The organism is Pseudotabrizicola sediminis (genome assembly GCF_004745575.1).
Lineage (GTDB): Bacteria > Pseudomonadota > Alphaproteobacteria > Rhodobacterales > Rhodobacteraceae > Pseudotabrizicola > Pseudotabrizicola sediminis.
Map to the genome: position 1 here is coordinate 243,966 of NZ_RPEM01000005.1, position 26,155 is coordinate 270,120.

The following is a 26,155-nucleotide window of genomic DNA, read 5'->3' on the forward strand; positions in this document are numbered from 1 at the left end:
GATGGCAGTGACAGGCGATCAGGAACAGGGTCGCGCCCCCCATATCCCGGTGCTTCTGCGCCCCATTCTGGACCTCTGCGCGCCAATAGGCGGGCTGTGGCTCGACGGAACCTTCGGGGCAGGGGGCTATGCCCGCGCCCTGCTGGAGGCCGGGGCCGACGTGATCGGCGTCGACCGCGACCCGATGGCGCTGGACATGGCGCAAAGCTGGCGCGGGGCGTACGGCAATCGGCTAACGCTGGTGGCTGGCACCTTCTCCAACCTCGACCAATACGCGCCCCAGCCGCTGGATGGCGTGGTGTTGGACCTTGGTGTCAGCTCGATGCAGCTGGATCTGGCCGAGCGTGGGTTTTCGTTCATGCGGGATGGCCCGCTTGACATGCGCATGTCGCAGGATGGCCCTTCGGCCGCCGATCTGGTCAACACCGCGGATGAAACCCGCATTGCCGATATCCTTTATCATTACGGCGAAGAACGCGCCTCGCGCCGCATCGCCAAATCCATTGTAGACCATCGCACCCGTGCACCGATTCAGACCACGCTGCAACTGGCCGAAATCGTCGCCCGCTGCCTGCCGCGCCCCAAACCCGGCCAAAGCCACCCGGCCACCCGTAGTTTTCAGGCCATCCGCATCGCGGTGAACACCGAATTCACCGAGCTGGCCGAAGGGCTGATGGCCGCCGAACGCGCGCTCAAACCCGGTGGCCTGCTGGCCGTGGTCAGCTTTCACAGCCTGGAAGACCGTATCGTCAAACGCTTCTTCCAGCTTGCCTCCGGCACAGAGGCGAATGCCAACCGCTACGCGCCGCAAACCGCGCTGAACACCGCGCGGTTCGACATCGTGACCAAACGCGCCGTCGGCCCCGATGAGGCCGAGCTTGCCGAAAACCCGCGCGCGCGGTCGGCCAAGCTGCGCATCGGCCGCCGCACCACGGCCCCCGCCATCGGCCTTGATCCGTCAGACCTCGGCCTGCCCGAACCGCCCCAGAAGAAAGGACGCCGCTGATGCGCCCCGTCATCTATGTGCTGACCTTCCTTGCCGTGCTTGGCCTTGGGTTCTGGGCCTACCGCGAACACTATGAAACCCGTCAGGCGATTCGCGAAGTCTCGACCCTGAACGCCGAAATCGCCAGCCTGCGTGAGGCGCTTGCCCTGCAACGCGCCGAATGGGCCTACCTCAACCGACCCGACAGGTTGCGCGAATTGGCCTCGCTCAATTTCGAACGTCTGGGCCTGATGCCGCTGGAGCCGACACAATTCGGCGATGCAGCCAACCTGTCCTATCCGGCGGTCGAGGAGTTTTTCGGTGGTATCAACAATTCTGTCATGGTCACTGGCCAGCTGAACCCCGAGGAGGAACCGCTTTGACCCGCACCCCCCTCCGCCCGCTTGCGCGCATTCTGAAGGCCCGCGCCCAAGGCGAAAACCCCGATGTGATCGAGCGCGAAAACCTGCGCCTGCGCCATGAACAAGGCCGCGATGCCTCGCGCAACCGCGCAGAAGTGCGGCTGCTGATCCTTGGCTTTGCCTTCTTTGTTGCGTTTTCCGCCATTGGGGCCCGCATGGGCATCGTCGCCACCACCGAGGCCGCCGAGCCCCGCTCTTTCGCGTCCGGCGCAGAAATCCTCGCCCAACGCGCCGACATCACTGACCGCAATGGCCGTGTGCTGGCCACCAACATGCTGACCCACGCGCTTTATGCGCACCCCAAGGATATGGTCGATCCGGCTCGCGTTGCGGGCGAGCTTGCCGCGATCTTCCCCGAACTGAAGGCCGATGATCTGACCCGCCGCTTCACCGATGGCCGCAGCTTCATCTGGCTGCGCAAGGTGCTTTCCCCCGAACAGATGCAGGCCGTGCATGATATCGGCGACCCGGGGCTGCTGTTCGGCCCGCGTGAGATGCGCCTTTACCCCAACGGCACGCTTGCCGCGCATGTGCTGGGCGGCACCTCTTTCGGAGCCGAGGGTGTACATTCCGCCGAAGTCATCGGCACCGCTGGGGTCGAACGCGCGATGGACGCCCGCCTGCGCGACCCGGCCCTGTCGGCCACGCCGCTGGAACTGTCCATCGACCTGACGGTGCAGGCGGCGGTTGAAGAGATTCTCGATGCCGGTATCACCATGATGAACGCCAAGGGTGGTGCGGCCATCATCATGGATGTGCGGACTGGTGAGCTTTTGTCGCTGGCCAGTCTTCCGGCTTTTGATCCCAACAACCGCCCCAACCCGGTGCTGCCCAAGGATGCCGAACCCGGCGACAGCCCGCTGTTCAACCGCGCGGTGCAGGGTGTGTATGAACTGGGATCAACCTTCAAGATCTTTGCCACGGCGCAGGCGATGGAACTTGGCCTTGTCGGCCCCGATACAATGGTCGATGCCGATGCGCCGATGCAATGGGGCAGGCACCGCATCCGCGAATTCCAGAACAAGAACTATGGCCCTCTGCTGTCGGTCACCGATGTCATCGTCGAATCCTCCAACGTCGGCACGGCCAGACTGGCGTTGCAGATCGGGGGGCTGCGGCAGCAGGCTTTCCTGAAGTCGCTGGGGTTTTTCGAGGCGACCCAGATCGAGCTGACCGAAGCGCCGGGCGCAAAGCCGCTGCTGCCTGCCCGTTGGCCCGATATCGTGACCATCACCACCTCTTACGGCCATGGCATGTCGGCCAGCCCGCTGCACCTCGCCGCTGCCTATGCGGCGATTGCAAATGGGGGAATCACCGTCAAGCCCACCCTGATCAAACAAACCGGCCCGCGCCCCGGCACCCGGGTCATGCGCGAAGAGGTTGCCGATGCCTCGGTGTCGATGCTGCGGCAGGTGGTGACACGTGGCACCGCCAGTATGGCCGAAGTGCCGGGCTATGAGGTGGCAGGCAAGACCGGCACCGCCGACAAGCCCAAACGGACGGGGGGGTATTACAACGACAAGGTGATCAACACCTTCGCCTCGGTCTTTCCAGCATCCGATCCGCGCTATGTGGTTCTCGTCACGCTGGATGAACCGGTGGAAACCTCCGGCACCGAGCCGCGTCGTACTGCCGGTTGGACTGCCGTTCCCGTCGCGGCCGAGATCACAAGACGCATTGCCCCCCTGCTTGATATTCGGCCAGTGGTTGAAGCGCCCCCCCTTGATGGGCTAACAGCCGTCCGGAACTGAGGGGACATGACATGGCACCGCACCGGGAAAATCCTCGCGCAACCCGCCGCGCGACACTGGCAGATCTGGGGTTGACGCCCCGGGCCGGGGCAAACCCGGCCATCGTGGGCCTCACGGTCGACAGCCGGGCGGTGCAGCCCGGCTTTCTCTTTGCAGCCCTTCCGGGCAGCCGGGTCCACGGCGCAAGTTTTGCTGCCACCGCGATTGAGCAGGGCGCCGCGGCCATCCTGACCGACACAGCTGGCGCGCGCCTGCTGCCCGCGGGGCCAACCCCGGTGGTGGTGGTCGAAGACGCGCGCGAAGCACTGGCCCGCGCCGCCAGCCTGTGGTTCGGGGCCCAGCCCGCCCGCATGGTTGCCGTCACCGGCACCAATGGCAAAACCTCTGTCGCCACGTTCACCCGGCAGATCTGGGAAGCGCTGGACCACCCCGCCATCAACATCGGTACCACCGGGGTAGAGGGCGCATGGACCGCCGCCTCCGCCCACACCACGCCCGACGCGATCACCCTGCACGCCATGCTGGAACAGGCGGCACGGGCCGGCGTGACCCATGGCGCGATGGAGGCCTCCAGCCACGGCCTTGACCAGCGCCGGATGGACGGCGTGCGCCTCTGCGCCGCCGGGTTCACCAACCTGACGCAGGATCATCTGGACTACCACGGCACGATGGAGGCGTATCTGCAGGCCAAGGCCGCGCTGTTCACCCGCCTGTTGCCCGATGACGCGGTGGCCGTGGTCAACCTGAACGGCGCGCATGGCTCGGATATCGTGGAACTGTGTCTCGACCGTGGCCTGCCCACCATGACCATCGGCCACGGCAAGGGCGCCGACCTGCGGCTGCTGTCGCAGCGCTATGACGCTACCGGGCAGGATCTGCGATTCTCGTGGCAGGGCCAGCCGCACATGACCCGCCTGAACCTTATTGGCGGCTTTCAGGCCGAGAATGTCGCTTTGGCGGCAGGCCTCGCCATCGCCTCGGGCGATGATCCGCAGGCGGTGTTCGCCACCCTGCCGAAGCTGACCGGGGTGCGCGGCCGTATGCAGCTTGCCGCCACCCGCAGCAATGGCGCGGCGGTCTATGTTGATTACGCCCATACCCCCGATGCCATTGAAACCGCGCTGCGCGCCCTGCGCCCACATGTCATGGGCCGCATCGTCATCGTGTTCGGCGCAGGTGGCGACCGCGACACCACCAAACGCCCGCTGATGGGCGCCGCCGCCGCCGCCCATGCCGACGTGCTCTACGTCACCGACGACAACCCGCGCTCCGAAGACCCGGCGAGCATCCGCGCAGCCATCATGGCCGCCTGTCCCGAGGCGACCGAGGTGGGCGACCGCGCCGAGGCCATCCTGCGCGGTGTCGATGCGCTGCAACCCGGCGATGCCCTGCTGATCGCGGGCAAGGGGCACGAAACCGGCCAGACCATCGCTGGACAGGTCTATCCCTTCGACGATGTGGAACAGGCCAGCGTCGCCGTCGCCGCCCTTGACGGGGTGATCTGATGACCGTGGCCCTCTGGACCTCTGCCGATGCCGTCAAAGCCACTGGCGGCACGACAACAGCGCCGTGGCAGGCCAGCGGCGTGTCCATCGACACCCGCAGCCTGCAACCGGGCGACCTGTTCGTGGCGCTGAAAGACGCGCGCGACGGCCATGACTTTGTGGCGCAGGCCCTTGCCAAAGGTGCCGCCGCCGCCCTTGTCACGCACCGCCCCGACGGCGTGGCCGCCGATGCCCCCCTTCTGATCGTGCCAGATGTGCTCGAAGCGCTGGAACATATGGGCACCTTTGCCCGTGCCCGGACGCGCGCCAAAGTCGTCGGCGTCACCGGATCGGTCGGCAAGACCTCCACCAAGGAGATGTTGCGCGCTATCCTTGCAGGCCAAGGCCGCGTCCATGCCGCCGAGGCCAGCTACAACAACCACTGGGGCGTGCCCCTGACCCTTGCCCGCATGCCCGTCGATGCCGACTTCGCGGTGATCGAGATCGGCATGAACCACCCCGGCGAAATTGCCCCCCTTGCGCGCATGGCGCAGCCCCATGTGATCCTGATCACGATCGTCGCCCCCGCCCATCTGGAAGCCTTCCCGGATGTTGAGGCCATTGCCCATGAAAAGGCCGCCATCATGGATGGCCTCATGCCAGACGGCATTGCCATCCTGAACGCCGACCTGCCCACCACGCCGATCCTGCTGGCCAAAGCCGCCGCCGCCGGGGCAAGCGCTGTGCTCTTCGGCACCAGCCCCGTCGCACACTACCACATGGACCACGCGCAGATCACCGATGACGCCACCGTGGTCCGCGCCACCCGCAATGGTGCCCCCCTGCTGTTCAAGGTCCGCACCCCGGGCAAACACTTCGCTCTCAACGCGCTTGCCGCCCTCGCCGTGGCCGACGCGCTTGGCTGTGACGCCACCATCGCCGCCTGTGACATCGGCAACTGGCAGCCCCCCGTCGGGCGCGGCACCCGCGAAACCATCCTGCTCGACCGCATTGACGAGACCAGCTTTCAACTGATCGACGACGCCTTCAACGCCAACCCGGCCTCGATGGCCGCCAGTCTCGATGTCCTTATCGCTGCCCGGCCCGAAAACGGTGTGGGCCGCGTGGGGCAGGGTCGCCGCATTGCGATTCTGGGCGACATGCTGGAACTCGGCCCCACAGAAACCGCGCTCCACGTCGCCATCGCCCGCCATCCGGGCCTGACCGCCATCAATACCATCCATTGCGTCGGCCCGCGCATGCGCGCCCTGCACGCCGCCCTGCCGCGCCCCCAGCGCGGCGAATGGGTCGACACCGCCGCCGACCTTGCCGCCCACGCCCGCCAGCTGGTGGATGCAGGCGACATCATTCTCGTCAAAGGCTCCAAGGGATCAAAGGTCAGCCTCGTCGTTGACGCCCTGCGCAAAATGGGCCAAGGCAACGCCCCAACAGAAGGGACCGCCTGAATGCTGTATCTGCTGACCGAGTTTTCCGGCGGAGGGGATTTTTTCAACCTCTTCCGCTACATCACTTTCCGCGCCGGTGGTGCCTTTCTGACCGCGCTGATCTTCGGGTTCATGTTCGGCCAGCCCCTGATCAACATCCTGCGCCGCAAGCAGGGCAAGGGTCAGCCGATCCGCGATGATGGCCCGGCCTCGCATTTCGCCAAGGCAGGCACGCCCACTATGGGGGGGCTGCTGATCCTGTCGGCCCTGCTGTTCTCCACCCTGCTCTGGGCGCGGCTCGACAACCCTTATGTCTGGATCGTGCTGCTGGTCACCCTTGCCTTCGGCCTGATCGGTTTTGCCGATGACTATGCCAAGGTCACCAAACAAACCACCAAGGGTGTCTCGGGCAAGGTCCGGTTCACCGCTGGTCTGGTGATCGCCGCCCTCGCCACCTTTGCGGCCGCCAGCTTCCACCCGCCGGAACTGACCAGCCAGCTGGCGTTTCCGTTCCTGAAAGACCTGCTGCTGAACATGTCTTTCTTCTTCATTCCCTTCGGGATGATCGTCATCGTGGGCTCTGCCAATGCGGTAAACCTGACTGACGGGCTTGATGGCCTTGCCATCATGCCGGTGATGATCGCCGCCGGCACCTTCGGGGTGATCGCCTATGTCGTTGGCAACTTCAATTACACCACCTATCTGGGCGTCCACTTCGTGCCCGGCACCGGGGAACTCCTGATCTTCTGTGCCGCCCTGTTCGGCGGCGGCATGGGCTTTTTGTGGTACAACGCTCCGCCTGCGGCGGTGTTCATGGGCGACACCGGCAGCCTCGCCCTCGGCGGCGCGCTGGGTGCTATTGCGGTCTGCACCAAGCACGAAATCGTCCTCGCCATCGTCGGCGGCCTGTTCGTGGTCGAGGCACTTTCGGTCATCATTCAGGTGCTCTACTTCAAAAGCACCGGCAAACGGGTGTTCCTGATGGCCCCGATCCACCACCATTTCGAGAAAAAAGGCTGGGCCGAACCCCAGATCGTGATCCGCTTCTGGATCATCAGCCTGATCCTCGCCCTGATCGGTCTGGCGACGCTCAAGGTGCGGTGACGGCATATGGGCCGCACCAAACCACCGTCGCTTGGTGGGTGCCCCCGGGGCTTTGCACCGGTGCCACCCACCGGGCCCGCGCAACGCCACACCAAAAGGTAGGGCGGGGTTCACCCCGCCACCCTTGTCGCCGCCCGCCAAAAGCGCAATCCTGCCACCATATCCCAACCGGATCACCCTCCCGCCCCAATCCTTTCGATCGTCAAAACGTTAAAGTTCTTTAACCTCAAAGACCCAAGCTATTGATATAACTCACCCCACCTCTCTGCAGCACAGTGGGCATCCCTTGAAAGAATCCGACCTATACCACCCCGTCAAAGCCTTCCTCGAAGCCCAGGGCTATACCGTCAAGGCCGAGGTGGGGGCGGCGGATGTCATGGCCTGCCGCGACCCCGACCCGCCGGTGATCGTGGAACTGAAGACCGCTCTCAACCTGCCCCTGATCCTGCAGGGCGTGGCGCGGCAGGGGCTGTTTGACCACGTCTACCTCGCCGTCCCCCAGCCCATAAAATGGACCCACCGCTACCGCGACCTGACGGCCCTCCTGCGCCGCCTCGGCCTCGGACTGCTGACGGTCCGCGAGGGCAGGGTGGAGCCGCACCTCGACCCCGCGCCCTATCAACCCCGCAAGAACATCACCAAAGCCGCCCGCATGCTGCGCGAGTTTCAGAAGCGCGACGGCGACCCCAACACCGGCGGTACCACCGGCATCAAACGGATGACCGCCTACCGCCAGGACGCCCTGCGCCTTGCCGCCGCGTTGGCACCGTTGGCCGAAGGCACCAGCCCGGCAGTGCTCGCCCGGGCCACCGGGGTCACCCGGGCGGGCGCGTTCCTGCGGGACAATCACTACGGCTGGTTCGATCATCCCGCCAAGGGCCGCTACACGCTGTCCCCCGCTGGCCATGGCGCCCTCTTCCAACATGCGCCGCCATCCCCTATCCCGTGAGGGATCAATAAAAAGGGGCGGCAGATGATTCCAGTCAAGGGCTATGCAGGCGCAAAGGTTGCCGTTCTGGGCCTCGGTCGCTCTGGCCTCGCCACAGCCGGCGCGTTGATCGCGGGCGGGGCAGAGCCGCTGCTGTGGGACGACAGCCCCGAGGCGCGCGCAAAGGCCGAAGCCGAAGGCTTCACCCTCACCGATCTGACCCGGGCGAACGCCTTTGACGGTGTGGCCTGCCTGATCACCAGCCCTGGCATCCCGCACCTGTATCCGACCCCCAACAAGATCCTGGCGCGCGCGCTGGCCGAAGGGGTGCCGCTGGACAATGACATCGGCCTGTTTTTCCGCAGCTTCGCCGCATCGGACTGGGAAGATTTCGAGGTGATGCCACGCGTGGTCTGCGTGACCGGGTCGAACGGCAAGTCGACCACTACGGCGCTGATCCACCATATTCTGGAGGTCGCGGGCAGGCCCGTGCAGATGGCGGGGAACATCGGCAAGGGGGTGCTGTCAATCGACCCCGCGCAGGACGGCGAGGTGGTGGTGCTGGAACTGTCCAGTTATCAGACCGATCTGGCCCGGGCGCTGACGCCGGATGTGGCGGTCTTCACCAACCTGTCGCCCGACCATCTGGACCGGCACAATGGCATGGGCGGTTATTTTGCGGCCAAGCGGCGGCTGTTTGCCGAAGGCGGGCCGGACCGGGCGGTGATCGGGGTGGATGAGGTGGAGGGGCAGTTTCTGGCCAACCAGTTGGGTATGGGCCCGCAGGATGACCGGGTGATCCGGATCTCGTCGGGACAAAAGCTGGACCAGTTCGGCTGGGCCGTCTTTGCCCGCAAGGGCTTTTTGTCGGAATGGCGCAAGGGGCGGCAGGTGGCGAACATCGACCTGCGCGAGGTTTCGGGTCTTCCGGGGGCGCATAATCACCAGAACGCCTGCGCGGCCTATGCGGCATGCCGGGCGCTGGGAATTGCGCCGAAGCTGATCGAGGGGGCGTTCGGGACGTTCGCCGGCCTGCCGCATCGTAGCCAGCTGGTGGGCGAGCGTGGCGGGGTGCGCTTCATCAACGACTCGAAGGCCACCAATGTCGACAGCGCGGCCAAGGCGCTGCAGGCCTTTCCGGCCATTCGCTGGATTGCGGGCGGGATGGGCAAGGACGGTGGGATTGCGGGTTTGCGGCCCTTCCTCGGGTCGGTGGTGAAGGCCTATCTGATCGGCCATTCCGCGCGCGATTTTGCCTTGCAGCTGGGCGATACCCCGCATGAGATCTGCGGGACCATGGCGCAGGCCGTGGCCCGCGCCGCGGCCGAGGCGGAAGCGGGCGAGGTGGTGCTTCTGGCCCCGGCGGCGGCCAGTTTTGACCAATATCCCAACTTTGAAAAACGGGGCGATGATTTTGTGGCGCAGGTGCAGGTGGTGACGGAGACGGGCGGCGACTAGGAGCAGCCCAGCCATTTTTCTGGGATAAGGGCAGGGTGCAACACAGCAGGCCGTTTTTATATTATTTTAAAACAATGGCTTGGCCCTATGTTGGGCCTGGCAATTTTACCGAATTGCCCGCAGGTCACATGGCGGCCCCCTCGGCTGGGTGCGGATGCCTCCGGCGGGAATATTTGGCAAAGCAGCAGATCCTTTGACGCAGAGTGCCTTGACAGCGCGCGAGAAGGGGGACCTTGGCCCTGAAACGGGCGTGGCAGTGGCCCGTGGCGGCGCTGCTTTCTGCTGGCTTTACGACGTCGTATTGAGTAGAGTTTTAGACAGACCCGGCAAACGGGCAATCGGCAGTGCAGGCATTACAGGCGGTTTTCCCATGACTGAAATGGTCTATGGCTCCAGTCCCGTTCGGGTGACAGAGCCGGTGCTTCCCCGTTGGTGGCGCACCATCGACAAATGGTCCCTGACCGCTGTGATGGTTCTGTTCGGCATTGGCCTGCTGTTGGGGCTTGCGGCATCGGTGCCGCTTGCAAGCCGCAACGGGCTGGATGATTTCTATTATGTGCAGCGGCAAGCGGTGTTTGGCGTGATCGCACTGTTCACTATGGCCGGGGTTTCGATGATGCCGCCGGTGATGATCCGGCGCTTGGGGGTCATCGGCTTTGCCGGGGCCTTTGTCGCGCTGATGCTGCTGCCGATGTTCGGCACCGATTTCGGCAAGGGGGCGGTGCGCTGGTTTTCCTTTGGCTTTGCGTCGGTGCAGCCGTCAGAGTTTCTGAAGCCCGGGTTCATGGTGATCGTGGCCTGGCTGATGGCGGCGGGGCAGGATCTGAACGGTCCGCCCGGCAAATCGGTCTCGTTCGGGCTGACCTTTGTGGTGGTGATGCTGCTGGCGATCCAGCCTGATTTCGGGCAGGCGGCGCTGATCCTGTTCGGCTGGGGCGTGATCTATTTCGTGGCCGGGGCACCGATGACGCTGATCGCGGTTATTCTGGGGATTGTCAGCTTTGGCGGGACGGTCGCCTATGAAAGCTCGGAGCACTTTGCCCGGCGGATCGACGGGTTTCTGAACCCCGAGATCGACCCGCGCAGCCAGATTGGCTATGCCACCAATGCGATTCAGGAAGGCGGCTTTTTCGGCGTCGGCGTCGGTGAGGGGCAGGTGAAATGGACGCTTCCGGACGCGCATACCGATTTCATTATCGCGGTCGCGGCAGAAGAATACGGGCTTATTCTGGTGCTGATCATTCTGGCGCTGTACGGCACCATCGTGGTGCGCAGCCTGTTCCGGCTGATGCGGGAGCGTGACCCGTTCATCCGGCTGGCAGGCACCGGGCTTGCCTGCATCTTTGGCGTGCAGGCGATGATCAACATGGGCGTGGCGGTGCGGTTGCTGCCCGCCAAGGGGATGACGCTGCCCTTTGTCAGCTATGGCGGGTCGTCGGTCATTGCGGCAGGCATCACGGTGGGGATGCTGCTGGCCCTGACCCGCACGCGCCCGCAGGGCGAGATTGGCGACATTCTGCGCAGGGGGCGGTGATGGCGCGCGGACCTTTGCTTCTGATCGCGGCGGGCGGCACCGGGGGGCATATGTTCCCCGCACAAGCCCTGGCCGAGGCGATGGTGCGCAAGGGCTGGCGGGTGAAACTGTCGACCGATGCACGCGGCGCGCGTTATGCGGGCGGCTTTCCGCATGTGGTGGCGGTGGAGCAGGTGGCCTCGGCCACCTTTGCGCGTGGCGGGATGCTGACACGGGCTTTGGTGCCGTTCCGCATTGCGGGCGGCGTGCTGGGCGCGGTGGTGGCACAGTTGCGCGACCGGCCTGCGGTGGTGGTGGGATTTGGTGGCTATCCAACAATTCCGGCGCTGGCGGCGGCATGGGTGCTGCGTAGGCCAAGGATGATCCATGAACAGAACGGCGTGCTGGGGCGGGTGAACACGCTGTTTGCCCCGCGCGTGGACCGGGTGGCCTGTGGCACTTGGCCGACCGATCTGCCCGAAGGCGTGGCGGGGGTGCATACCGGCAACCCGGTGCGGCTGGCGGTGCTGGACCGGGCGGGGGCGGGCTATATCGCGCCCGGTGATTACCCGATGTCTTTGGTGGTGATCGGCGGAAGCCAAGGTGCGCGCATCCTGTCGGATGTGGTGCCGGAGGCGGTGGCGCTGCTGCCCGATGCGATCCGCCGCAATCTGCGGGTGGCGCATCAGGCGCGGGCCGAGGATATCGACCGGGTGGTCGCGGTTTACGCCGAGGCGGGCATCAGGGCGGAGGTGCAGCCGTTCTTTACCGACATCCCGGCGCGGTTGAGCGAGGCGCAGCTGGTGGTTTCACGTTCCGGCGCATCGTCGATTGCAGATATTTCGGTGATCGGGCGGCCTGCGATCCTGATTCCCTATGCTGCGGCGACCGGGGATCACCAAAGCGCCAATGCGCGGGGGCTGTCCGGGGCCGGGGCGGCCATCGTGATTCCGGAAAAGCTGCTTGACGCGACTGGCCTCAGCGGCCACATGGCGGCGGTGTTGTCGCAGCCCGACGCCGCTACCCTGATGGCCGCCAATGCTTTGGGCCAAGGCCGTCCAGATGCCACCGACCGGTTGGTGGCGCTTGTCGAAGCGCTTGTCGCCGAAGTCCCGCCAGAAGGAACCCCGTAATGAATGCCGCCACCAAACTGCCACTGGAGCTGGGGCCGATCCATTTTGTGGGTATCGGCGGGATTGGCATGTCGGGCATCGCCGAGGTGCTGATGACGCTGGGCTATACCGTTCAGGGGTCGGATTCCAAGGCCAGCAAGATCACTGACCGGCTGGTCAGCCTGGGGGCCACCGTGTTCGAGGGGCAGGCGACGGAGAACATCGGCGCGGCGGCGGTGATCGTGGTGTCGTCAGCCATCAAGAAGGGCAACCCCGAGCTTGAAGAGGCGCGGCGGCGCAAGCTGCCCGTGGTGCGCCGGGCCGAGATGCTGGCGGAACTGATGCGGTTGCGGTCCAATATCGCGGTGGCGGGCACCCACGGCAAGACCACGACGACCACAATGGTGGCGACGCTGCTGGACAAGGGCGGGTTTGACCCCACGGTGATCAACGGCGGGGTTATCCATTCCTATGGCTCCAACGCGCGTGCGGGGGCGGGCGAGTGGATGGTGGTGGAGGCAGACGAGTCGGACGGGTCCTTCAACCGTCTGCCCGCGACCATTGCTATCGTCACCAACATCGACCCCGAGCATATGGAACATTGGGGCAGCTTTGATGCCCTGCGCAAAGGGTTCCTCGATTTCGTGTCGAACATCCCGTTCTACGGGCTGGCGGTGTGCTGCACCGACCATGCCGAGGTGCAGGCGCTGGTGGGTCGGGTCGCCGACCGGCGGATCGTGACCTTTGGCTTCAACGCGCAGGCCGATGTGCGGGCGGTAAATCTGCGGTTCGAAAACGGCAGTGCTTATTTTGATGTGCTGTTGAATAACGAAGACGATGGGTCGAAAATCGAAGGCTGTGTGCTGCCGATGCCGGGCGATCACAACGTGTCAAACGCGCTGTCGGCGATTGCGGTGGCGCGGCATCTGGGTATGAAGAAAGAAGAGATCCGCGAGGCGCTTGCCAGCTTTGCCGGGGTGAACCGCCGGTTTACACGCGTGGCCGAGGTGAACGGCGTGACCATCATCGACGACTATGGCCACCACCCGGTGGAGATTGCCGCCGTGCTGCGCGCGGCGCGGCAATCGACCAAGGGCCGGGTGATCGCGGTACATCAGCCGCACCGCTACAGCCGGTTGTCGAGCCTTTTCGAGGATTTTTGCACCTGTTTCAACGAAGCGGATGTGGTGGCGATTTCCGAGGTGTATTCGGCAGGGGAAGACCCCATTCCCGGAGCAAGTCGCGATGATCTGGTGGCCGGGCTGATCGCCCATGGCCACCGCCATGCACGCGCGGTGATTGATGAGGCCGATCTGGCCCGCCTGTTCCGCGAACAGGCGCGGCCCGGAGACATGTTTGTCTGCCTTGGCGCGGGGACGATCAGCACCTGGGCAAACAATCTGGCCGCCAAACTGGTGGAGAAAGCCGCATGATCAGCGCGCTTGGTGCCGCATTGCTTTGGTTGGTTGCCGCGAATGTCGTGGCGATGCTGCCCAGCCGTGACCACCACTGGCGCGCGGCCTACGTCTTGATTGCCATCGGAATCCCGTTGGTGGGTTGGGTCACCGCGCAAAACGGCCCGGTCTGGGGGATGCTGATCCTTGCAGCAGGGGCCAGTGTCCTGCGCTGGCCGCTGATCCATTTCTGGCGCTGGTTGCGCAGCAAGAACGGCGCCCCGGCAGAATGAACCGCGCTTACGAGCGGCCCTGATCGGGGGCGGGCGGATAGGGTTCGGCGCGGCCTGGGTCCATCTCGCGCGCCGCTGCGCTGGGGTCCATCGTGGGGCTTGCTGGCCGGGTCAGCGGAGGTGTGGCGCGCATGCGGCGGACGTTCCACAGGCCGAACGGTACGCCGACGATAACACCTGTGATAACGGCGACGGCAAAAAGCTGCCAACCATAGTAGCCTGCCGTCAGGCCCGCAATGACGACGATCCCGGCAACGCAGCCGATGACCAGCGGCAGGATGGTGGATCGCAGATATGGGAAAGCCATGGCTGTCCTCCTTGATTGAATTTGGTCCTTGATTGAATTCAACGCGGTGCTGGGGGGTGGCGTTCCGTCTTCATGCGATGGTTTCAGCGTTTTGCCGTATTTTGCACATGTTCCTTTGACCAGGCATGTCTGGAGCACCCTTGCCCGGCCCGCTTCCTCAGTTTTGCCGGAACCACGGTGGCTTTGGACCGTTGTTCTTGTGTACGGCAGACGGAAAGGTCACTCATGACCGGGTCTGCCTTAAAAGGAGGACTTGCTATGCAAACCCAATCTTTTGCGGATACCGCATCGACCAATCCGACAGGCAACAGCCTGATTTCGGGCAAGGCCATCCAGGGCACCCGGGTGTACAGCCCGACGGGCGACGAGCTGGGGCATATTGATGATGTGATGATCGATACGTCTTCGGGCAAAACCGTTTATGGCGTGCTGCAATTCGGCGGCTTTCTGGGGATGGGCAGTGACCACCATGCCATTCCGTTCGGGAAGCTGAAGTATGACACTTCCCGCGAGGGATATGTTACCGACCTGACGAGGGAGCAGCTTGAGAATGCGCCCCAGCAGGACGACAGCTGGCGCGAGGACCGCGACTGGCAGCAGCGCAGCCATGAATATTACGGTGTGGCCCCTTACTGGCTCTGAGGATGAGGGTCGCCGCGCTGACCGAGTATAGGTGAGCCGAGATCCAGTAACCTGGGGGCGGGTGCAGCACTGCTGCACCCGCTTTCGTTTGTGCCGGGCCTTGTGTTTGGGCGGCCCGCACGGATACCAAGGGGGATGACCCAGACCCTTCCCACCCCGCGCGGCACTCTGACACCGAACCGGTCTTTGGCCGATCTGACCTGGCTGCGGGTGGGCGGACCGGCGGACTGGCTGTTTCAGCCAGCGGATGAGGATGATCTGGCGGCGTTTCTGGCGGCGCTGCCCTCTGACGTGGCTGTGTTCCCGATGGGGGTCGGGTCGAACCTGATCGTGCGGGACGGTGGGTTGCGGGGCGTGGTGATCCGGTTGGGGCGCGGGTTCAACGGGATTGAGATTGACCAAAGCCGCGTGACCGCCGGTGCGGCGGCGCTTGATGCGCATGTGGCGCGCCGCGCGGCCGAGGCGGGGCTGGACCTGACATTCCTGCGCACGATTCCGGGCAGCATCGGCGGCGCTGTGCGGATGAATGCCGGGTGCTACGGGTCTTATGTCGCGGATGTCCTGGAGGAGGTCCGCGTTGTGCTGCGTGACGGTCAGGTCGTTGATCTGCCAGCCTCAGCGCTAGGCCTGCGCTATCGCAAGTCGGACCTGCCTGAAAGTGCGGTGGTGGTGCGTGCCACGTTCCGGGCAGGGCGCGGAGACCCGGCCGCTTTGCAGCAGCGGATGGAAGAACAGATCGCCAAGCGCGATGCCAGCCAGCCGGTGAAAGACCGCAGTGCAGGATCAACTTTTCGTAATCCGGTCGGGCACTCGTCAACCGGTCGGGCCGATGACAGCCATGCGCTGAAGGCCTGGAAAGTCATTGACGACGCCGGAATGCGGGGGGCCACCCTTGGTGGCGCGCAGATGAGCCCGATGCATTCGAATTTCCTGATCAATGCCGGGGGGGCTACTGCCGCCGATCTGGAAAATCTGGGCGAGGCGGTGCGAAAAAAGGTTTTCCAAACCAGCGGGATCACGTTAGAGTGGGAAATCATGCGGATCGGTGAGCCGTAACAGTCAACGGTCCGCAAAATAACAAGAATAAGGGTCCAAAGCGACCCGAGAGGCAGTAAATGGCGGGAACACTTGGCAAGGTGTCCCGCGTGGCGGTTATCATGGGTGGGCCATCCGCAGAGCGGGAGGTTTCCTTGTCCACAGGCAATGCCTGTGGAAATGCGCTGCGCGAGGCGGGATTTGACGTGGTCGAGGTTGATGCCGGCCCGGACCTGCCCGCACGGCTGAAAGACATATCCCCCGATGTGGTTTTCAACGCCCTGCATGGCCGCTGGGGCGAAGACGGTTGTGTACAGGGTATGCTGGAATGGTTGCGGATTCCTTACACGCATTCCGGGGTGCTGGCGTCTTCACTGGCGATGGACAAACAGCGCACCAAGGACGTCTACCGCGCTGCCAACCTGCCGGTGGCGGAGTCGGTGATCGTGCCGCGTGCAGCGGTCGAGGAGGGCCACGTGCTGCCGCCGCCCTATGTGGTCAAGCCCAACAACGAAGGCTCATCCGTCGGGGTGTATATCGTGCATCCGGGCAGCAATGCGCCGCGTCTGGCCGCCGCGATGCCCGCGACGGTGATGGTCGAAGCCTATGCGCCGGGACGGGAGCTGTCGATTTCGGTGATGGGCGACCGGGCGCTGTGCGTGACCGATATCATCACCGATGGCTGGTATGACTATGACGCCAAGTACAAACCCGGTGGCAGCCGCCATGAGGTGCCCGCCCAGATCCCGGCTGAGGTCGAGGCCGCCTGTCTGGACTATGCCCTGCGCGCGCACCGGGCATTGGGCTGCCGTGGCCTGAGCCGCACCGATATCCGCTGGGATGAGGCCAAGGGGCTGGACGGCTTGATCCTGCTGGAAACCAACACCCAGCCGGGAATGACGCCGACATCGCTGTCGCCTGAACAGGCGGCGCATATGGGCATCCCGTTTCCCGAGCTTTGCCGCTGGATCGTGGAGGATGCGTCATGCAACCGCTGAACGCGCCACGCCGTGCCACATTGGCGGCCATTCCACTGCGCCGTGACCCGGCCCCGACCAAGTGGGCCTACCGGATGCAGCGGCTGTGGCTGACGCCGCTGTTCAGGGTCATGTTCCGCGTGGGCTTGCCGACATTTGTGCTGGTGTCCACCGTGGGGATCTTTTTGGCCGATCAGAACCGGCGCGACATGATTTCTGGCGGGATCACTGAAATCCGGACGCAATTTCAGAACCGACCGGAATTCATGGTAGACTTGGTGTCGGTGGTCGGTGCCTCGCCCGAGTTGGCAGATGCGGTGCGGGCGCGGCTGGACTTGAAGCTGCCGCAATCGTCGTTCGATATCGACCTTGGCGCGGCGCGGGCACGCATTCAGGAACTGGACGCGATTGCGCGGGCCGATCTGATCGTGCGGTCGGGCGGCGTGCTGGAGGTGGCGATCACCGAACGCGTGCCGGCGCTGTTGTGGCGCACCGACGACGGGATCGAGATGCTGGATGCCACCGGTCACCGGGTGGCCAGCCTTGGCGCGCGCAGTGACCGGCCCGATTTGCCGATCATCGCCGGGGATGCCGCCGACAGTGCCACCCCCGAAGCATTGGCGCTGCTACAGGCCGCCGCGCCGATCTTGCCACGGGTGCGCGGGCTGGTCCGGGTGGGGGAACGGCGTTGGGATGTGGTTCTGGACCGCAACCAGCGCATCCTGCTGCCGCAGGATCAGCCGATTGCCGCCATCGAGCGGCTGATCGCCCTGCATCAGGCCGGCGACCTGCTGGGGCGGGATATTCTTGCCGTGGACCTACGAACAGAACACCGCCCCGTGCTGCGGCTTGCGCCTTATGCGCTGACTCAGTTGCGGCAATCACAGGGCATCGACACCAGCGGGAGCGAGCTATGACCGACCTTTATCAGGCGCAACGCGCCATGCGGAACATGCGCCGCGCCGCCATGCAGCGCGGTGTCATTGCCATTCTGGACATCGGCACCTCGAAAATCGCCTGTCTGATCCTGCGCTTTGACGGGATCGGCAGCCTTGGCGATGACACGGTGGGCCCGATGGCGGGGCAATCGTCGTTCCGGGTGATTGGCGCAGCCACCACGCGGTCGCGCGGGGTGCGCTTTGGCGAGATCACCGTGATGGCGGAAACCGAACGCGCGGTGCGCACCGCCGTGCAGGCTGCGCAGAAGATGGCCAATGTGCGGGTCGATCATGTGATCGCCTGTTTTTCGGGGGCGGAACCGCGCAGCTATGGGCTGGCGGGCGAGATTGATCTGGAAGATTCAGTCGTGACCGAACAGGATGTGGCCCGGGTGCTTGCCGCCTGCGACGTGCCTGACATCGGGCCGGACCGCGAGGTGCTGCACGCGCAACCGGTGAACTTTGCGCTGGATCACCGGTCCGGCCTTGGCGATCCGCGCGGGCAGATTGGCAACCGGCTGGCGACCGACATGCACCTTTTGTCGATTGACGGAAACGTGGTGCAGAACATCCTGCACTGCATCCAGCGCTGCGATCTGGAACTGGCGGGGATGGCGTCGTCTGCCTATGTCTCGGGTATCTCGGCCCTTGTCGAGGACGAGCAGGAACTGGGGGCGGCCTGCATCGACATGGGCGGCGGGTCGACCGGGCTTTCGGTGTTCATCAAGAAGCACATGATCTTTGCCGATGCGGTGCGGATGGGCGGCGATCATGTCACCTCCGACATCTCCAAGGGGTTGATGGTGCCGATGGCGGTGGCCGAGCGGATCAAGACCAAGCATGGCGGTGTGCAGGCAACCGGCATGGACGACCGCGAGATGATCGAGGTCGGCGGTGACTCTGGCGATTGGGAAAAGGACCGCCGTCAGGTGAGCCGGACCGAACTGATCGGGATCATGCGGCCAAGGGTCGAGGAAATTCTGGAAGAGGTGCGGGCGCGCTTGGATGCCGCTGGCTTTGACAGCCTGCCCAGCCAGCAGATCGTGCTGACCGGGGGCGCAAGTCAGATTCCGGGGCTGGACGGTCTGGCCAGCCGGATTTTGGGCCAGCGGGTACGTCTGGGCCGCCCGCTGCGGGTGCAGGGGCTGCCACAGGCGGCGACGGGGGCGGCGTTTTCGTCGACTGTCGGCTTGTGTCTGTTCGCGGCGCATCCGCAGGATGAATGGTGGGACTTTGAAATTCCGACCGAGCGTTACCCTGCCCGGTCGCTGAAGCGGGTCGTAAAATGGTTCAAAGACAACTGGTAACCCCTATATTCTGTGTAGACGGCGAAATCCCGCTGAAAAAACCCCTGTCATACCCCATATTTTGTGGGGTATTGACGCTTTTTTAAGTGACGACTGACGGGCTTGCGGATATTCTAAGTGTTAATTCGGGGAAAGATGCGTCCGGGACAGACGCCTGAAGCCCGATCAGGAAATCAGACGCGGTGGCACGACGACCTCTGGCGGCACAACAAAAGACAGGCGGATAGGCAATGGCACTCAACTTCATCGTGAACGCGCAGCGCGAAGAGCTGAAGCCCCGGATCACCGTGTTTGGTGTCGGTGGGGCAGGGGGCAACGCGGTCAACAACATGATCGAGCAGAACCTTGAAGGGGTGGAGTTCGTTGTGGCGAACACCGACGCGCAGGCGCTGCAGCAGTCAAAGGCCACGTCGAAGATCCAGATGGGGATCAAGGCGACCGAAGGTCTGGGGGCAGGCGCGCGCCCGACCGTGGGGGCAGCCGCAGCCGAGGAGACCATCGAGGAAATCGTCGACCATCTGGCTGGCGCGCACATGTGCTTTATCACCGCCGGCATGGGCGGCGGCACCGGCACCGGGGCCGCGCCGATCATTGCGCAGGCCGCGCGCGAATTGGGTGTGCTGACCGTTGGCGTGGTGACAAAACCCTTCCAGTTCGAGGGTGCCAAGCGGATGAAGCAGGCCGAAGACGGGATCGAGGCGCTGCAGAAGGTGGTCGATACGCTGATCATCATTCCGAACCAGAACCTGTTCCGGCTGGCCAATGAGCGCACGACCTTTACCGAAGCCTTCGCGATGGCCGATGACGTGCTTTACCAAGGCGTCAAGGGCGTGACCGACCTGATGGTGCGGCCCGGCCTGATCAACCTCGACTTCGCCGACGTGCGTGCGGTGATGGACGAAATGGGCAAGGCGATGATGGGCACCGGCGAGGCCAGTGGGGAGGATCGCGCGGTTCAGGCGGCGGAAAAGGCGATTGCCAACCCGCTGCTGGACGAGATCAGCCTGAATGGCGCCAAGGGTGTGCTGATCAACATCACTGGTGGCTACGATCTGACCCTGTTCGAGCTGGACGAGGCTGCAAACATCATCCGCGAGAAGGTCGATCCGGACGCGAACATCATCGTCGGCTCGACGCTGGATGTGAACATGGAAGGCATGCTGCGCGTGTCGGTCGTGGCAACCGGCATCGACGTCGCGGTGGCCAAGGCGGAAACGCCGGTCGCGCGCCGGTCGATGGCGGCCCCGCTGCCATCGCATCTGACCGCCCCGAACGAGGCTCCCGCCCTGCAACCCGCAGCCTATGCGCCTGCGCCACAGCCGACTGCAATGGCCCCCGCGCCGCAGCCGGTTCAGCCCGCAGCACCGCAGCCGCAACTGTTTGATGCCGTAGCGGCCCGCGCACCCTATGCGCCGCAGGTCGATGACCACATTGACGAGCTGCCCGAACCGGCCTACCGCCCGCAGCCCGCTGCCCCCTCGCGCGGCGTGCCGATGCATGACGATGCGGCAGCCTTTGTCGCACCCCGCCCGCGAGCCGCAGGCACACCTTCGCCCGAAGCGCTGGCCCGGTTGCAGGCCGCCGTGTCGCGCGGACCGGCCTCTGCCGCCCGCCCTGCGGCGGCGGCTGCCCCGCAACCATCGGTCGCCCAAAAGGCTGCCGAGCAGGCCCGTCCACGCTTTGGCATTGGGTCGCTGATCAACCGCATGGCCGGTGGCGGCCATGAGCAGCAGGCGGCCGAGCGTCCGGCTCCCGCCCGCCAGCAACCGCCGGTGACATCTTACGACGAAGAGCCGGAACTCAACGCTGATCAGGAACGGATTGAGATTCCAGCCTTTCTTCGCCGGCAGGCGAACTGACACACGGCTGTAACAATTGCAGGAAAGCCCGCCGGTTGTGCGGGCTTTTTTGTTTTTTATCAGATGGTTGCGGACCTTTGTGACTGTAGCTTTGCGACACAAAGCGTGAGTTGGCTTTCGCGCCCTGACTGCTTAATTCATTATCAATAAATGCGGCGTCCTGCGACAAGTTGCCGGGCGATTCCCAAGAAACCGAAGACCAGAGGTCTGACTGTGCAGAATACGCTGAAATCCGCTGTGGTGTTTGAAGGTCGGGGTTTGCACTCTGGCGCGCCCGTGCGCATGGTGGTGCGGCCTGCTTCGGCAGATTACGGAATCTGGTTCAAGCGCATCGATATCCTGTCTGGCGATCCGATGATTGCCGCGCGCTGGGATCAGGTGGTGCCGTCGCGCCTGTGCACCCTTATCCGCAACGATTCTGGTACCGAAGTTTCCACCATCGAGCATGTGATGGCCGCCCTTGCGGGGTGTGCGATCCACAATGCGGTGATCGAGATTGATGGCCCGGAGGTTCCGATCCTTGACGGCTCGGCGCTGGCCTTTGTGGATGGCTTTCTGGCCAAGGGGTTGATCGAGCAATCCGCACCGGTGCGGGCGATCCGGGTCGTGAAGCCGGTCGAAGTGACCGAGGGTGAGGCCTTGGCCCGTCTGGACCCGGCGGATATGCTGGAGATCGATTTTTCCATCCAGTTCGAAGAGGCTGCCATCGGGTTTCAGGCCAAGCACCTGAATCTTGCAAACGGCACCTTCGTGCGCGAACTGGCCGACAGCCGTACTTTTTGTCGTCAGTCCGATGTCGATGCGATGCGCGCGCGGGGCCTTGCCCTGGGCGGCACGCTGGACAATGCGGTGGTGTTCGAAGGCGACCGGGTTCTGTCACCCGGCGGGCTGCGCCACGAGGATGAACCCGTGCGCCACAAGATGCTGGATGCGATGGGCGATCTCTATCTGGCGGGTGGGCCGGTTCTGGGCCGCTACACCGGCATTCGCGCCGGGCATGCGATGACCAACCGTTTGCTGGTGGCTTTGTTCGCCGATCCGACCGCCTGGCGCATGGTAGAATGCAGCGCGCTGACCGTTGGAAAGCTGCCTGGCGTGGGCGTGCATCGCAGCGATCTTCGCGCAACGGCCTGACAGGGTTGTGACCGGCGGCACAAAGGCGTTTTGCGCCCCGGATTTTTCTGTGCTAGGACGTCTGCAACAAGGCGGAAACCACGCGACATATTGCGCAGGTTTCGGGTGGATTGATGGATAGGCAGACGATGGCAGTCGGAAAATCGGGCGCGAAATGGCTGGGCATCGCGCTCGTTCTGTCGATTCTCTCAGCCTGTGGCGCGCGCACGCAAGAGCGGTCGCTGGACAGCTACACGGCAGAAGAGATTTACAAGCAGGGCGAGCTGGAGCTTGAAACCGGGAGAAAACCCGAGGACGCCATCCGTTACTTCCAGGAGGTCGAGCGGCTTTATCCCTATTCTGAATGGGCCAAGCGATCGCTGATCATGCAGGCATTCAGCCAGCACAAGGCCAAGGAATACGAGGAGGCGCGGTCCACCGCGCAGCGGTTCCTGGACACCTATCCCGGCGATGATGATGCACCCTATGCGTCTTATCTGATGGCGCTGTCCTATTACGACCAGATCGACGAAGTCGGCCGCGATCAGGGCCTGACATTTCAGGCCTTGCAAGCAATGCGTGGCGTGATCGAACAATATCCGGACAGCGATTATGCGCGGTCGGCGATGCTGAAGTTCGAGTTGGCGTTCGACCATCTGGCCGGTAAGGAAATGGAAATCGGCCGCTATTACCTGAAGCGGCGCAACTATGCGGCGGCGATCAACCGGTTCCGCACCGTTGTGCAGGATTTCCAGACCACCACCCACACCGCAGAGGCGTTGCACCGGCTGGTCGAGGCGTATCTGGGTCTTGGCCTGAACGCCGAAGCGCAGACGGCTGCGGCGATTCTGGGCTACAACTACCAGTCCTCACCGTTCTACGACGACAGTTTCCGTCTGCTGAAAGGCCGCGGGCTTGCCCCCGAGGCGCAGGGCGACAGCTGGCTAAGCCAGGTGTATCGCCAGATGATCCGGGGCGAGTGGCTGTGATCACGGCGGGGTAAACCCCGCCCTACGGGAAAATCTATGCTCCGCTCGCTCGACATCCGCGATGTGCTGATCATCGACCGGTTGACCCTTGAACTGGGTCCCGGTTTGAACGTGTTGACGGGTGAAACCGGCGCGGGAAAATCGATCCTGCTGGATGCGCTTGGGTTTGTGCTGGGCTGGCGCGGCCGGGCGGAACTGGTGCGCGCAGGTGCTGCGCAAGGCGAGGTGACGGCGGTGTTCGACCTGCCGCCGGGCCATGCGGCACGCGCCGTGCTGGAAGAGGCGGGGATCGAGGCCGAAGATGACCTGTTCCTCCGCCGCGTGAATACCGCCGATGGCCGCAAGACCGCTTTTGTGAATGACCGCCGTGTGTCGGGCGAGGTGCTTCGGGCGCTGTCCGAGGTGCTGGTCGAACTGCATGGCCAGCACGATGACCGGGGGCTGTTGAACCCGCGCGGCCACCGGGCGCTGCTGGATACCTTTGCCGGGATCGATCTGACCGCCTCGCGCGCGGGCTGGGCCGCGGCGCGGGTGGCGCGGGGTGCCTTGGCGCAGGCCGAGGCGGCGCTGGCGGCAGCGCGGGCGGAAGAAGATTTCCTGCGCCATGCGGTGGCGGAACTGGACAAGCTGGTCCCCGAGCTGGGCGAAGAGGCGGTGCTGGACGCGCGCCGCCGCACGATGCAGGGTGCCGAGCGCATCCGCGCCGATGTGGCGCGGGCCTTGCAGATGTTGTCCGAGGATGGGGCCGAGGCCGCCTTGCGTGACGCGACCCGCTGGCTTGAAGGCGCATCGGACAAGGCCGAGGGCGCGTTGGAGGCGCCGCTGGCCGCTATTGCGCGGGCGCTGATCGAGTTGTCGGACGCGCAGGCAGGGGTCGAGGCGTGCCTTGCGGGGCTGGATGTGAACCCCGGCGATCTGGAGGCGGTGGAGGAGCGGTTGTTCGCGATCCGCGCTTTGGCCCGCAAGCATGGCGTGCTGCCCGATGATCTGGGCAATTTTGCGGGGGATCTGCGGGCCCGCCTGTCGGCACTGGACAATGGCGCGGCCGGGATCGGGGCCTTGCAAAAGGCGTTGGCCGAGGCCGATGCCGCATGGCAGGCCGAGGCCGCGCGGCTGACGGCCGCGCGGATCGAGGCGGCGGCGCGGTTGGACCGGGCGATGGTGGCGGAACTGGCACCCCTGAAGATGGAGCGCGCGGTGTTTGCCACCGAAGTGACGCGCAGTGACGGTGGTCCGGAAGGGGCGGACGACGTGACCTTTACAGTCGCAACCAACCCCGGCGCGCCGTCGGGGGCGCTGAACAAGATCGCGTCGGGCGGGGAGCTCAGCCGGTTCCTGCTGGCGCTGAAGGTGTGCCTGACCGCGCAGGCCGAAGGTCTGACGATGATCTTTGACGAGATTGACCGTGGCGTGGGTGGGGCCACTGCCGATGCGGTGGGGCGGCGCTTGAAGCTGCTGTCAGACACCGCGCAGGTGCTGGTGGTGACCCACAGCCCGCAGGTGGCGGCCCTTGGTGCGCATCACTGGCGGGTGGAAAAGCGGGTAGAGGCCGGGCAGACCCTGTCCACCGTGCTGCCCCTGTCGGCGGCAGAGCGGGTGGAAGAGATCGCGCGCATGCTGTCGGGTGACACCGTGAGCGACGCTGCGCGCGAGGCCGCGCGGGCGCTGTTGGGCTGACCGACTGGCAGTTGTTCGGGCCGCGTGTGCGGGGCCGCCCGGGAAAAGGGCGCTCCGCGTGGGAGTGTTTGGCATGCAGCAAGCCAGAGCGTTGGAATCAGCTTTCGACCATCGCAAAGGTGGCGGTCAGCGCCACCCAGCCATCGCCCTTGGCCGCCAGCACGGCGGTGAGCAGCGCGGCGATGCGGGGCAGTTCGGCCCCTGTCGCGTCGCGCAAGCCGGTGACGACATAGCGCTGGTGCAGGATGGCCGCCCCGGGGCCAATCGGGCGCAAGGTGGTCTTGCCGCTGACCAGACGGGCCATGCGCGACAGGCCGCTGAATTCCCGACGGATGCCTTCGGCAATCTCTTTGCGGCCCTCGGCCCAATGGCCGGTCAGCGCGTGGAAGCTGCCATCCTCGGAAAACAGGGCGGCGATGCCTTCGGCATTCTGGCTGCCAAACGCGTGCGCGAAGGCGCGGGGGAAATCGGACGGGTCGCTCATTGCTGCAAGGCCAAAGCGGTGCAGCGATGGCCCTTCAGGGCGGGGTAGGGATGTGCGGTCTCAGGGCTCACGTGCGTCCTCCGTCTGGGGCGCAGATTAGGGCGCGGCGGGGGCGGCTGCAACCTGTGTCAGGGCGGTGGCCAGATCGCCATAGCCGGTAAAGCGCCGCTGATAGGCAAGGTTCAGCCGGTGGGCGCAATCCATCGCCTTGGCGTCGAGGGCCGGATCATCGGTCTGGGCCTGATAGATCAGCTTGGTGTAGTTGCCGAAATACATCTCCCGCAGTTCCGGGTGCCGGTCGAGGCCCATGGGCCGCCAGACGAAGGCGTCGAACTGGCGCACCAGAAAATCGGTCAGGTAAAAGGCGGTGAATTCGTCGTCAGCCTTCGCGGCAAAGGCCGCGTTGCCCTCAAAGAAGCTGTAGCAATGCGGGCCTTCGATCATCTGCACGCCCAGTTCGGCGCATTTGGCCTGCAACAACCCGCCGGTGCCGCAATCGGCGTAGACGATGAAAATGTCGTCGTAACCGGCGCGGTGGCTGGCTACTGCCTGTTCCACCGCAGCCGGAATCCGGTCGGGCCAGAGGTGCAGGTTTGCGGGCAGGCATTGCAGATCCAGATGCGTCCAGTCATTGAGCCGCTTGAGTGCCAGGATTTCATGGGCAAGCGCGCCGCAGGCGATCAGGAGGATGCGGCCAGAGCCTATGGCTGGCAGTCCGGCATCTGATAAGGTGGCATCATCGGGTGGCATCAGCGCCACTGGCGCAGGCCCAGCATCAGGCTGCCCGCAAGGGCGGCAAGGGCGACGGCCATAAGCGGCAGCTGCACCCAGAACGCCAGGGCCAGCGTGGCGCCGGCCGCAGCAATCACGAACACAAGCATCGTCAGAAACAAGGGAAGGGGCATCAGACTCTCCTTTACCTTTTTTGAATGTGGCGC

Annotated in this window: 25 protein-coding genes; 21 read left to right on the forward strand and 4 right to left on the reverse strand. The window is 64.7% G+C overall.

Annotation, left to right across the window (positions count from 1 at the left end):
- Window position 1 precedes the first annotated feature (1 nt).
- The 12 genes from rsmH (at window position 2) to EEB11_RS09530 (ending at window position 13,889) form a co-directional block, all read left to right on the forward strand.
- A complete protein-coding gene (gene rsmH, locus EEB11_RS09475) occupies window positions 2–1,006 on the forward strand; it encodes a 16S rRNA (cytosine(1402)-N(4))-methyltransferase RsmH (protein WP_135430636.1) in 1,005 nt (334 codons plus the stop codon).
- On the forward strand, window positions 1,006–1,368 hold the full coding sequence (gene ftsL, locus EEB11_RS09480; protein WP_135430639.1) for a cell division protein FtsL: 363 nt from the start codon (window positions 1,006–1,008) through the stop codon (window positions 1,366–1,368). The genes rsmH and ftsL overlap by 1 nt, the downstream gene beginning before the upstream one ends.
- Window positions 1,365–3,158, forward strand: coding sequence for a peptidoglycan D,D-transpeptidase FtsI family protein (locus EEB11_RS09485; protein WP_135430642.1), 1,794 nt, complete (start codon window positions 1,365–1,367; stop codon window positions 3,156–3,158). The genes ftsL and EEB11_RS09485 overlap by 4 nt, the downstream gene beginning before the upstream one ends.
- 11 nt (window positions 3,159–3,169) lie before the next feature.
- Window positions 3,170–4,663 (forward strand): UDP-N-acetylmuramoyl-L-alanyl-D-glutamate--2,6-diaminopimelate ligase, encoded by a 1,494-nt coding sequence (locus tag EEB11_RS09490; RefSeq protein WP_135430646.1) that lies wholly within the window; start codon window positions 3,170–3,172, stop codon window positions 4,661–4,663.
- On the forward strand, window positions 4,663–6,108 hold the full coding sequence (locus EEB11_RS09495; RefSeq protein ID WP_135430650.1) for a UDP-N-acetylmuramoyl-tripeptide--D-alanyl-D-alanine ligase: 1,446 nt from the start codon (window positions 4,663–4,665) through the stop codon (window positions 6,106–6,108). The genes EEB11_RS09490 and EEB11_RS09495 overlap by 1 nt, the downstream gene beginning before the upstream one ends.
- On the forward strand, window positions 6,109–7,191 hold the full coding sequence (mraY, locus tag EEB11_RS09500) for a phospho-N-acetylmuramoyl-pentapeptide-transferase (RefSeq protein WP_135430653.1): 1,083 nt from the start codon (window positions 6,109–6,111) through the stop codon (window positions 7,189–7,191).
- A 286-nt stretch (window positions 7,192–7,477) separates the two neighbouring features.
- Window positions 7,478–8,140 (forward strand): DUF2161 family putative PD-(D/E)XK-type phosphodiesterase, encoded by a 663-nt coding sequence (locus tag EEB11_RS09505; protein ID WP_245298841.1) that lies wholly within the window; start codon window positions 7,478–7,480, stop codon window positions 8,138–8,140.
- A 24-nt stretch (window positions 8,141–8,164) separates the two neighbouring features.
- Window positions 8,165–9,577, forward strand: a complete 1,413-nt coding sequence (gene murD, locus EEB11_RS09510; protein ID WP_135430656.1) for a UDP-N-acetylmuramoyl-L-alanine--D-glutamate ligase — start codon at window positions 8,165–8,167, stop codon at window positions 9,575–9,577.
- A gap of 370 nt (window positions 9,578–9,947) precedes the next feature.
- A complete protein-coding gene (locus tag EEB11_RS09515) occupies window positions 9,948–11,111 on the forward strand; it encodes a peptidoglycan glycosyltransferase FtsW (RefSeq protein ID WP_135430660.1) in 1,164 nt (387 codons plus the stop codon).
- Window positions 11,111–12,223, forward strand: a complete 1,113-nt coding sequence (locus tag EEB11_RS09520) for a UDP-N-acetylglucosamine--N-acetylmuramyl-(pentapeptide) pyrophosphoryl-undecaprenol N-acetylglucosamine transferase (protein WP_135430663.1) — start codon at window positions 11,111–11,113, stop codon at window positions 12,221–12,223. The genes EEB11_RS09515 and EEB11_RS09520 overlap by 1 nt, the downstream gene beginning before the upstream one ends.
- Window positions 12,223–13,635: a UDP-N-acetylmuramate--L-alanine ligase gene (gene murC / locus EEB11_RS09525; RefSeq protein WP_135430666.1), complete on the forward strand. Its 1,413-nt coding sequence runs from the start codon at window positions 12,223–12,225 to the stop codon at window positions 13,633–13,635. The genes EEB11_RS09520 and murC overlap by 1 nt, the downstream gene beginning before the upstream one ends.
- Window positions 13,632–13,889, forward strand: coding sequence for a DUF2484 family protein (locus EEB11_RS09530; protein ID WP_135430670.1), 258 nt, complete (start codon window positions 13,632–13,634; stop codon window positions 13,887–13,889). The genes murC and EEB11_RS09530 overlap by 4 nt, the downstream gene beginning before the upstream one ends.
- Window positions 13,890–13,896: 7 nt before the next feature.
- On the opposite strand, the gene EEB11_RS19775 is transcribed toward EEB11_RS09530, so the two are convergent.
- On the reverse strand, window positions 13,897–14,196 hold the full coding sequence (locus tag EEB11_RS19775) for a hypothetical protein (protein WP_210134401.1): 300 nt from the start codon (window positions 14,194–14,196) through the stop codon (window positions 13,897–13,899).
- Between the two features lie 258 nt (window positions 14,197–14,454).
- Between EEB11_RS19775 and EEB11_RS09540 the strand changes: the two genes are divergently transcribed.
- The 9 genes from EEB11_RS09540 (at window position 14,455) to recN (ending at window position 24,733) form a co-directional block, all read left to right on the forward strand.
- On the forward strand, window positions 14,455–14,838 hold the full coding sequence (locus EEB11_RS09540) for a PRC-barrel domain-containing protein (RefSeq protein ID WP_135430674.1): 384 nt from the start codon (window positions 14,455–14,457) through the stop codon (window positions 14,836–14,838).
- A gap of 135 nt (window positions 14,839–14,973) precedes the next feature.
- Window positions 14,974–15,894 (forward strand): UDP-N-acetylmuramate dehydrogenase, encoded by a 921-nt coding sequence (gene murB / locus EEB11_RS09545; protein WP_135430678.1) that lies wholly within the window; start codon window positions 14,974–14,976, stop codon window positions 15,892–15,894.
- A 59-nt stretch (window positions 15,895–15,953) separates the two neighbouring features.
- Complete coding sequence (locus tag EEB11_RS09550; protein ID WP_167852710.1) at window positions 15,954–16,871, forward strand: D-alanine--D-alanine ligase; 918 nt, start codon at window positions 15,954–15,956, stop codon at window positions 16,869–16,871.
- Complete coding sequence (locus EEB11_RS09555; protein ID WP_135430682.1) at window positions 16,859–17,767, forward strand: cell division protein FtsQ/DivIB; 909 nt, start codon at window positions 16,859–16,861, stop codon at window positions 17,765–17,767. Before EEB11_RS09550 ends, EEB11_RS09555 begins: the two co-directional genes overlap by 13 nt.
- Window positions 17,764–19,095: a cell division protein FtsA gene (ftsA, locus tag EEB11_RS09560; RefSeq protein ID WP_135430686.1), complete on the forward strand. Its 1,332-nt coding sequence runs from the start codon at window positions 17,764–17,766 to the stop codon at window positions 19,093–19,095. The genes EEB11_RS09555 and ftsA overlap by 4 nt, the downstream gene beginning before the upstream one ends.
- A 230-nt stretch (window positions 19,096–19,325) precedes the next feature.
- Window positions 19,326–20,954: a cell division protein FtsZ gene (gene ftsZ, locus EEB11_RS09565; protein WP_135430689.1), complete on the forward strand. Its 1,629-nt coding sequence runs from the start codon at window positions 19,326–19,328 to the stop codon at window positions 20,952–20,954.
- Between the two features lie 213 nt (window positions 20,955–21,167).
- Complete coding sequence (lpxC, locus tag EEB11_RS09570; RefSeq protein WP_135430694.1) at window positions 21,168–22,088, forward strand: UDP-3-O-acyl-N-acetylglucosamine deacetylase; 921 nt, start codon at window positions 21,168–21,170, stop codon at window positions 22,086–22,088.
- Window positions 22,089–22,216: 128 nt separating this feature from the next.
- Window positions 22,217–23,056, forward strand: coding sequence for an outer membrane protein assembly factor BamD (locus EEB11_RS09575; protein WP_135430698.1), 840 nt, complete (start codon window positions 22,217–22,219; stop codon window positions 23,054–23,056).
- Window positions 23,057–23,092: 36 nt separating this feature from the next.
- On the forward strand, window positions 23,093–24,733 hold the full coding sequence (gene recN / locus EEB11_RS09580) for a DNA repair protein RecN (protein WP_135430702.1): 1,641 nt from the start codon (window positions 23,093–23,095) through the stop codon (window positions 24,731–24,733).
- 97 nt (window positions 24,734–24,830) lie between these two features.
- On the opposite strand, the gene EEB11_RS09585 is transcribed toward recN, so the two are convergent.
- From EEB11_RS09585 to EEB11_RS19550, 3 genes are all read right to left on the reverse strand, one after another.
- Window positions 24,831–25,217 (reverse strand): SgcJ/EcaC family oxidoreductase, encoded by a 387-nt coding sequence (locus tag EEB11_RS09585; protein ID WP_135430706.1) that lies wholly within the window; start codon window positions 25,215–25,217, stop codon window positions 24,831–24,833.
- A gap of 96 nt (window positions 25,218–25,313) precedes the next feature.
- Window positions 25,314–25,967 carry a DUF1638 domain-containing protein gene (locus EEB11_RS09590; RefSeq protein ID WP_135430710.1) on the reverse strand — a complete coding sequence of 218 codons (654 nt, stop codon included), beginning with the start codon at window positions 25,965–25,967 and terminating at the stop codon, window positions 25,314–25,316.
- Window positions 25,967–26,122, reverse strand: a complete 156-nt coding sequence (locus EEB11_RS19550; protein WP_167852711.1) for a hypothetical protein — start codon at window positions 26,120–26,122, stop codon at window positions 25,967–25,969. Before EEB11_RS19550 ends, EEB11_RS09590 begins: the two co-directional genes overlap by 1 nt.
- Window positions 26,123–26,155 lie beyond the last annotated feature (33 nt).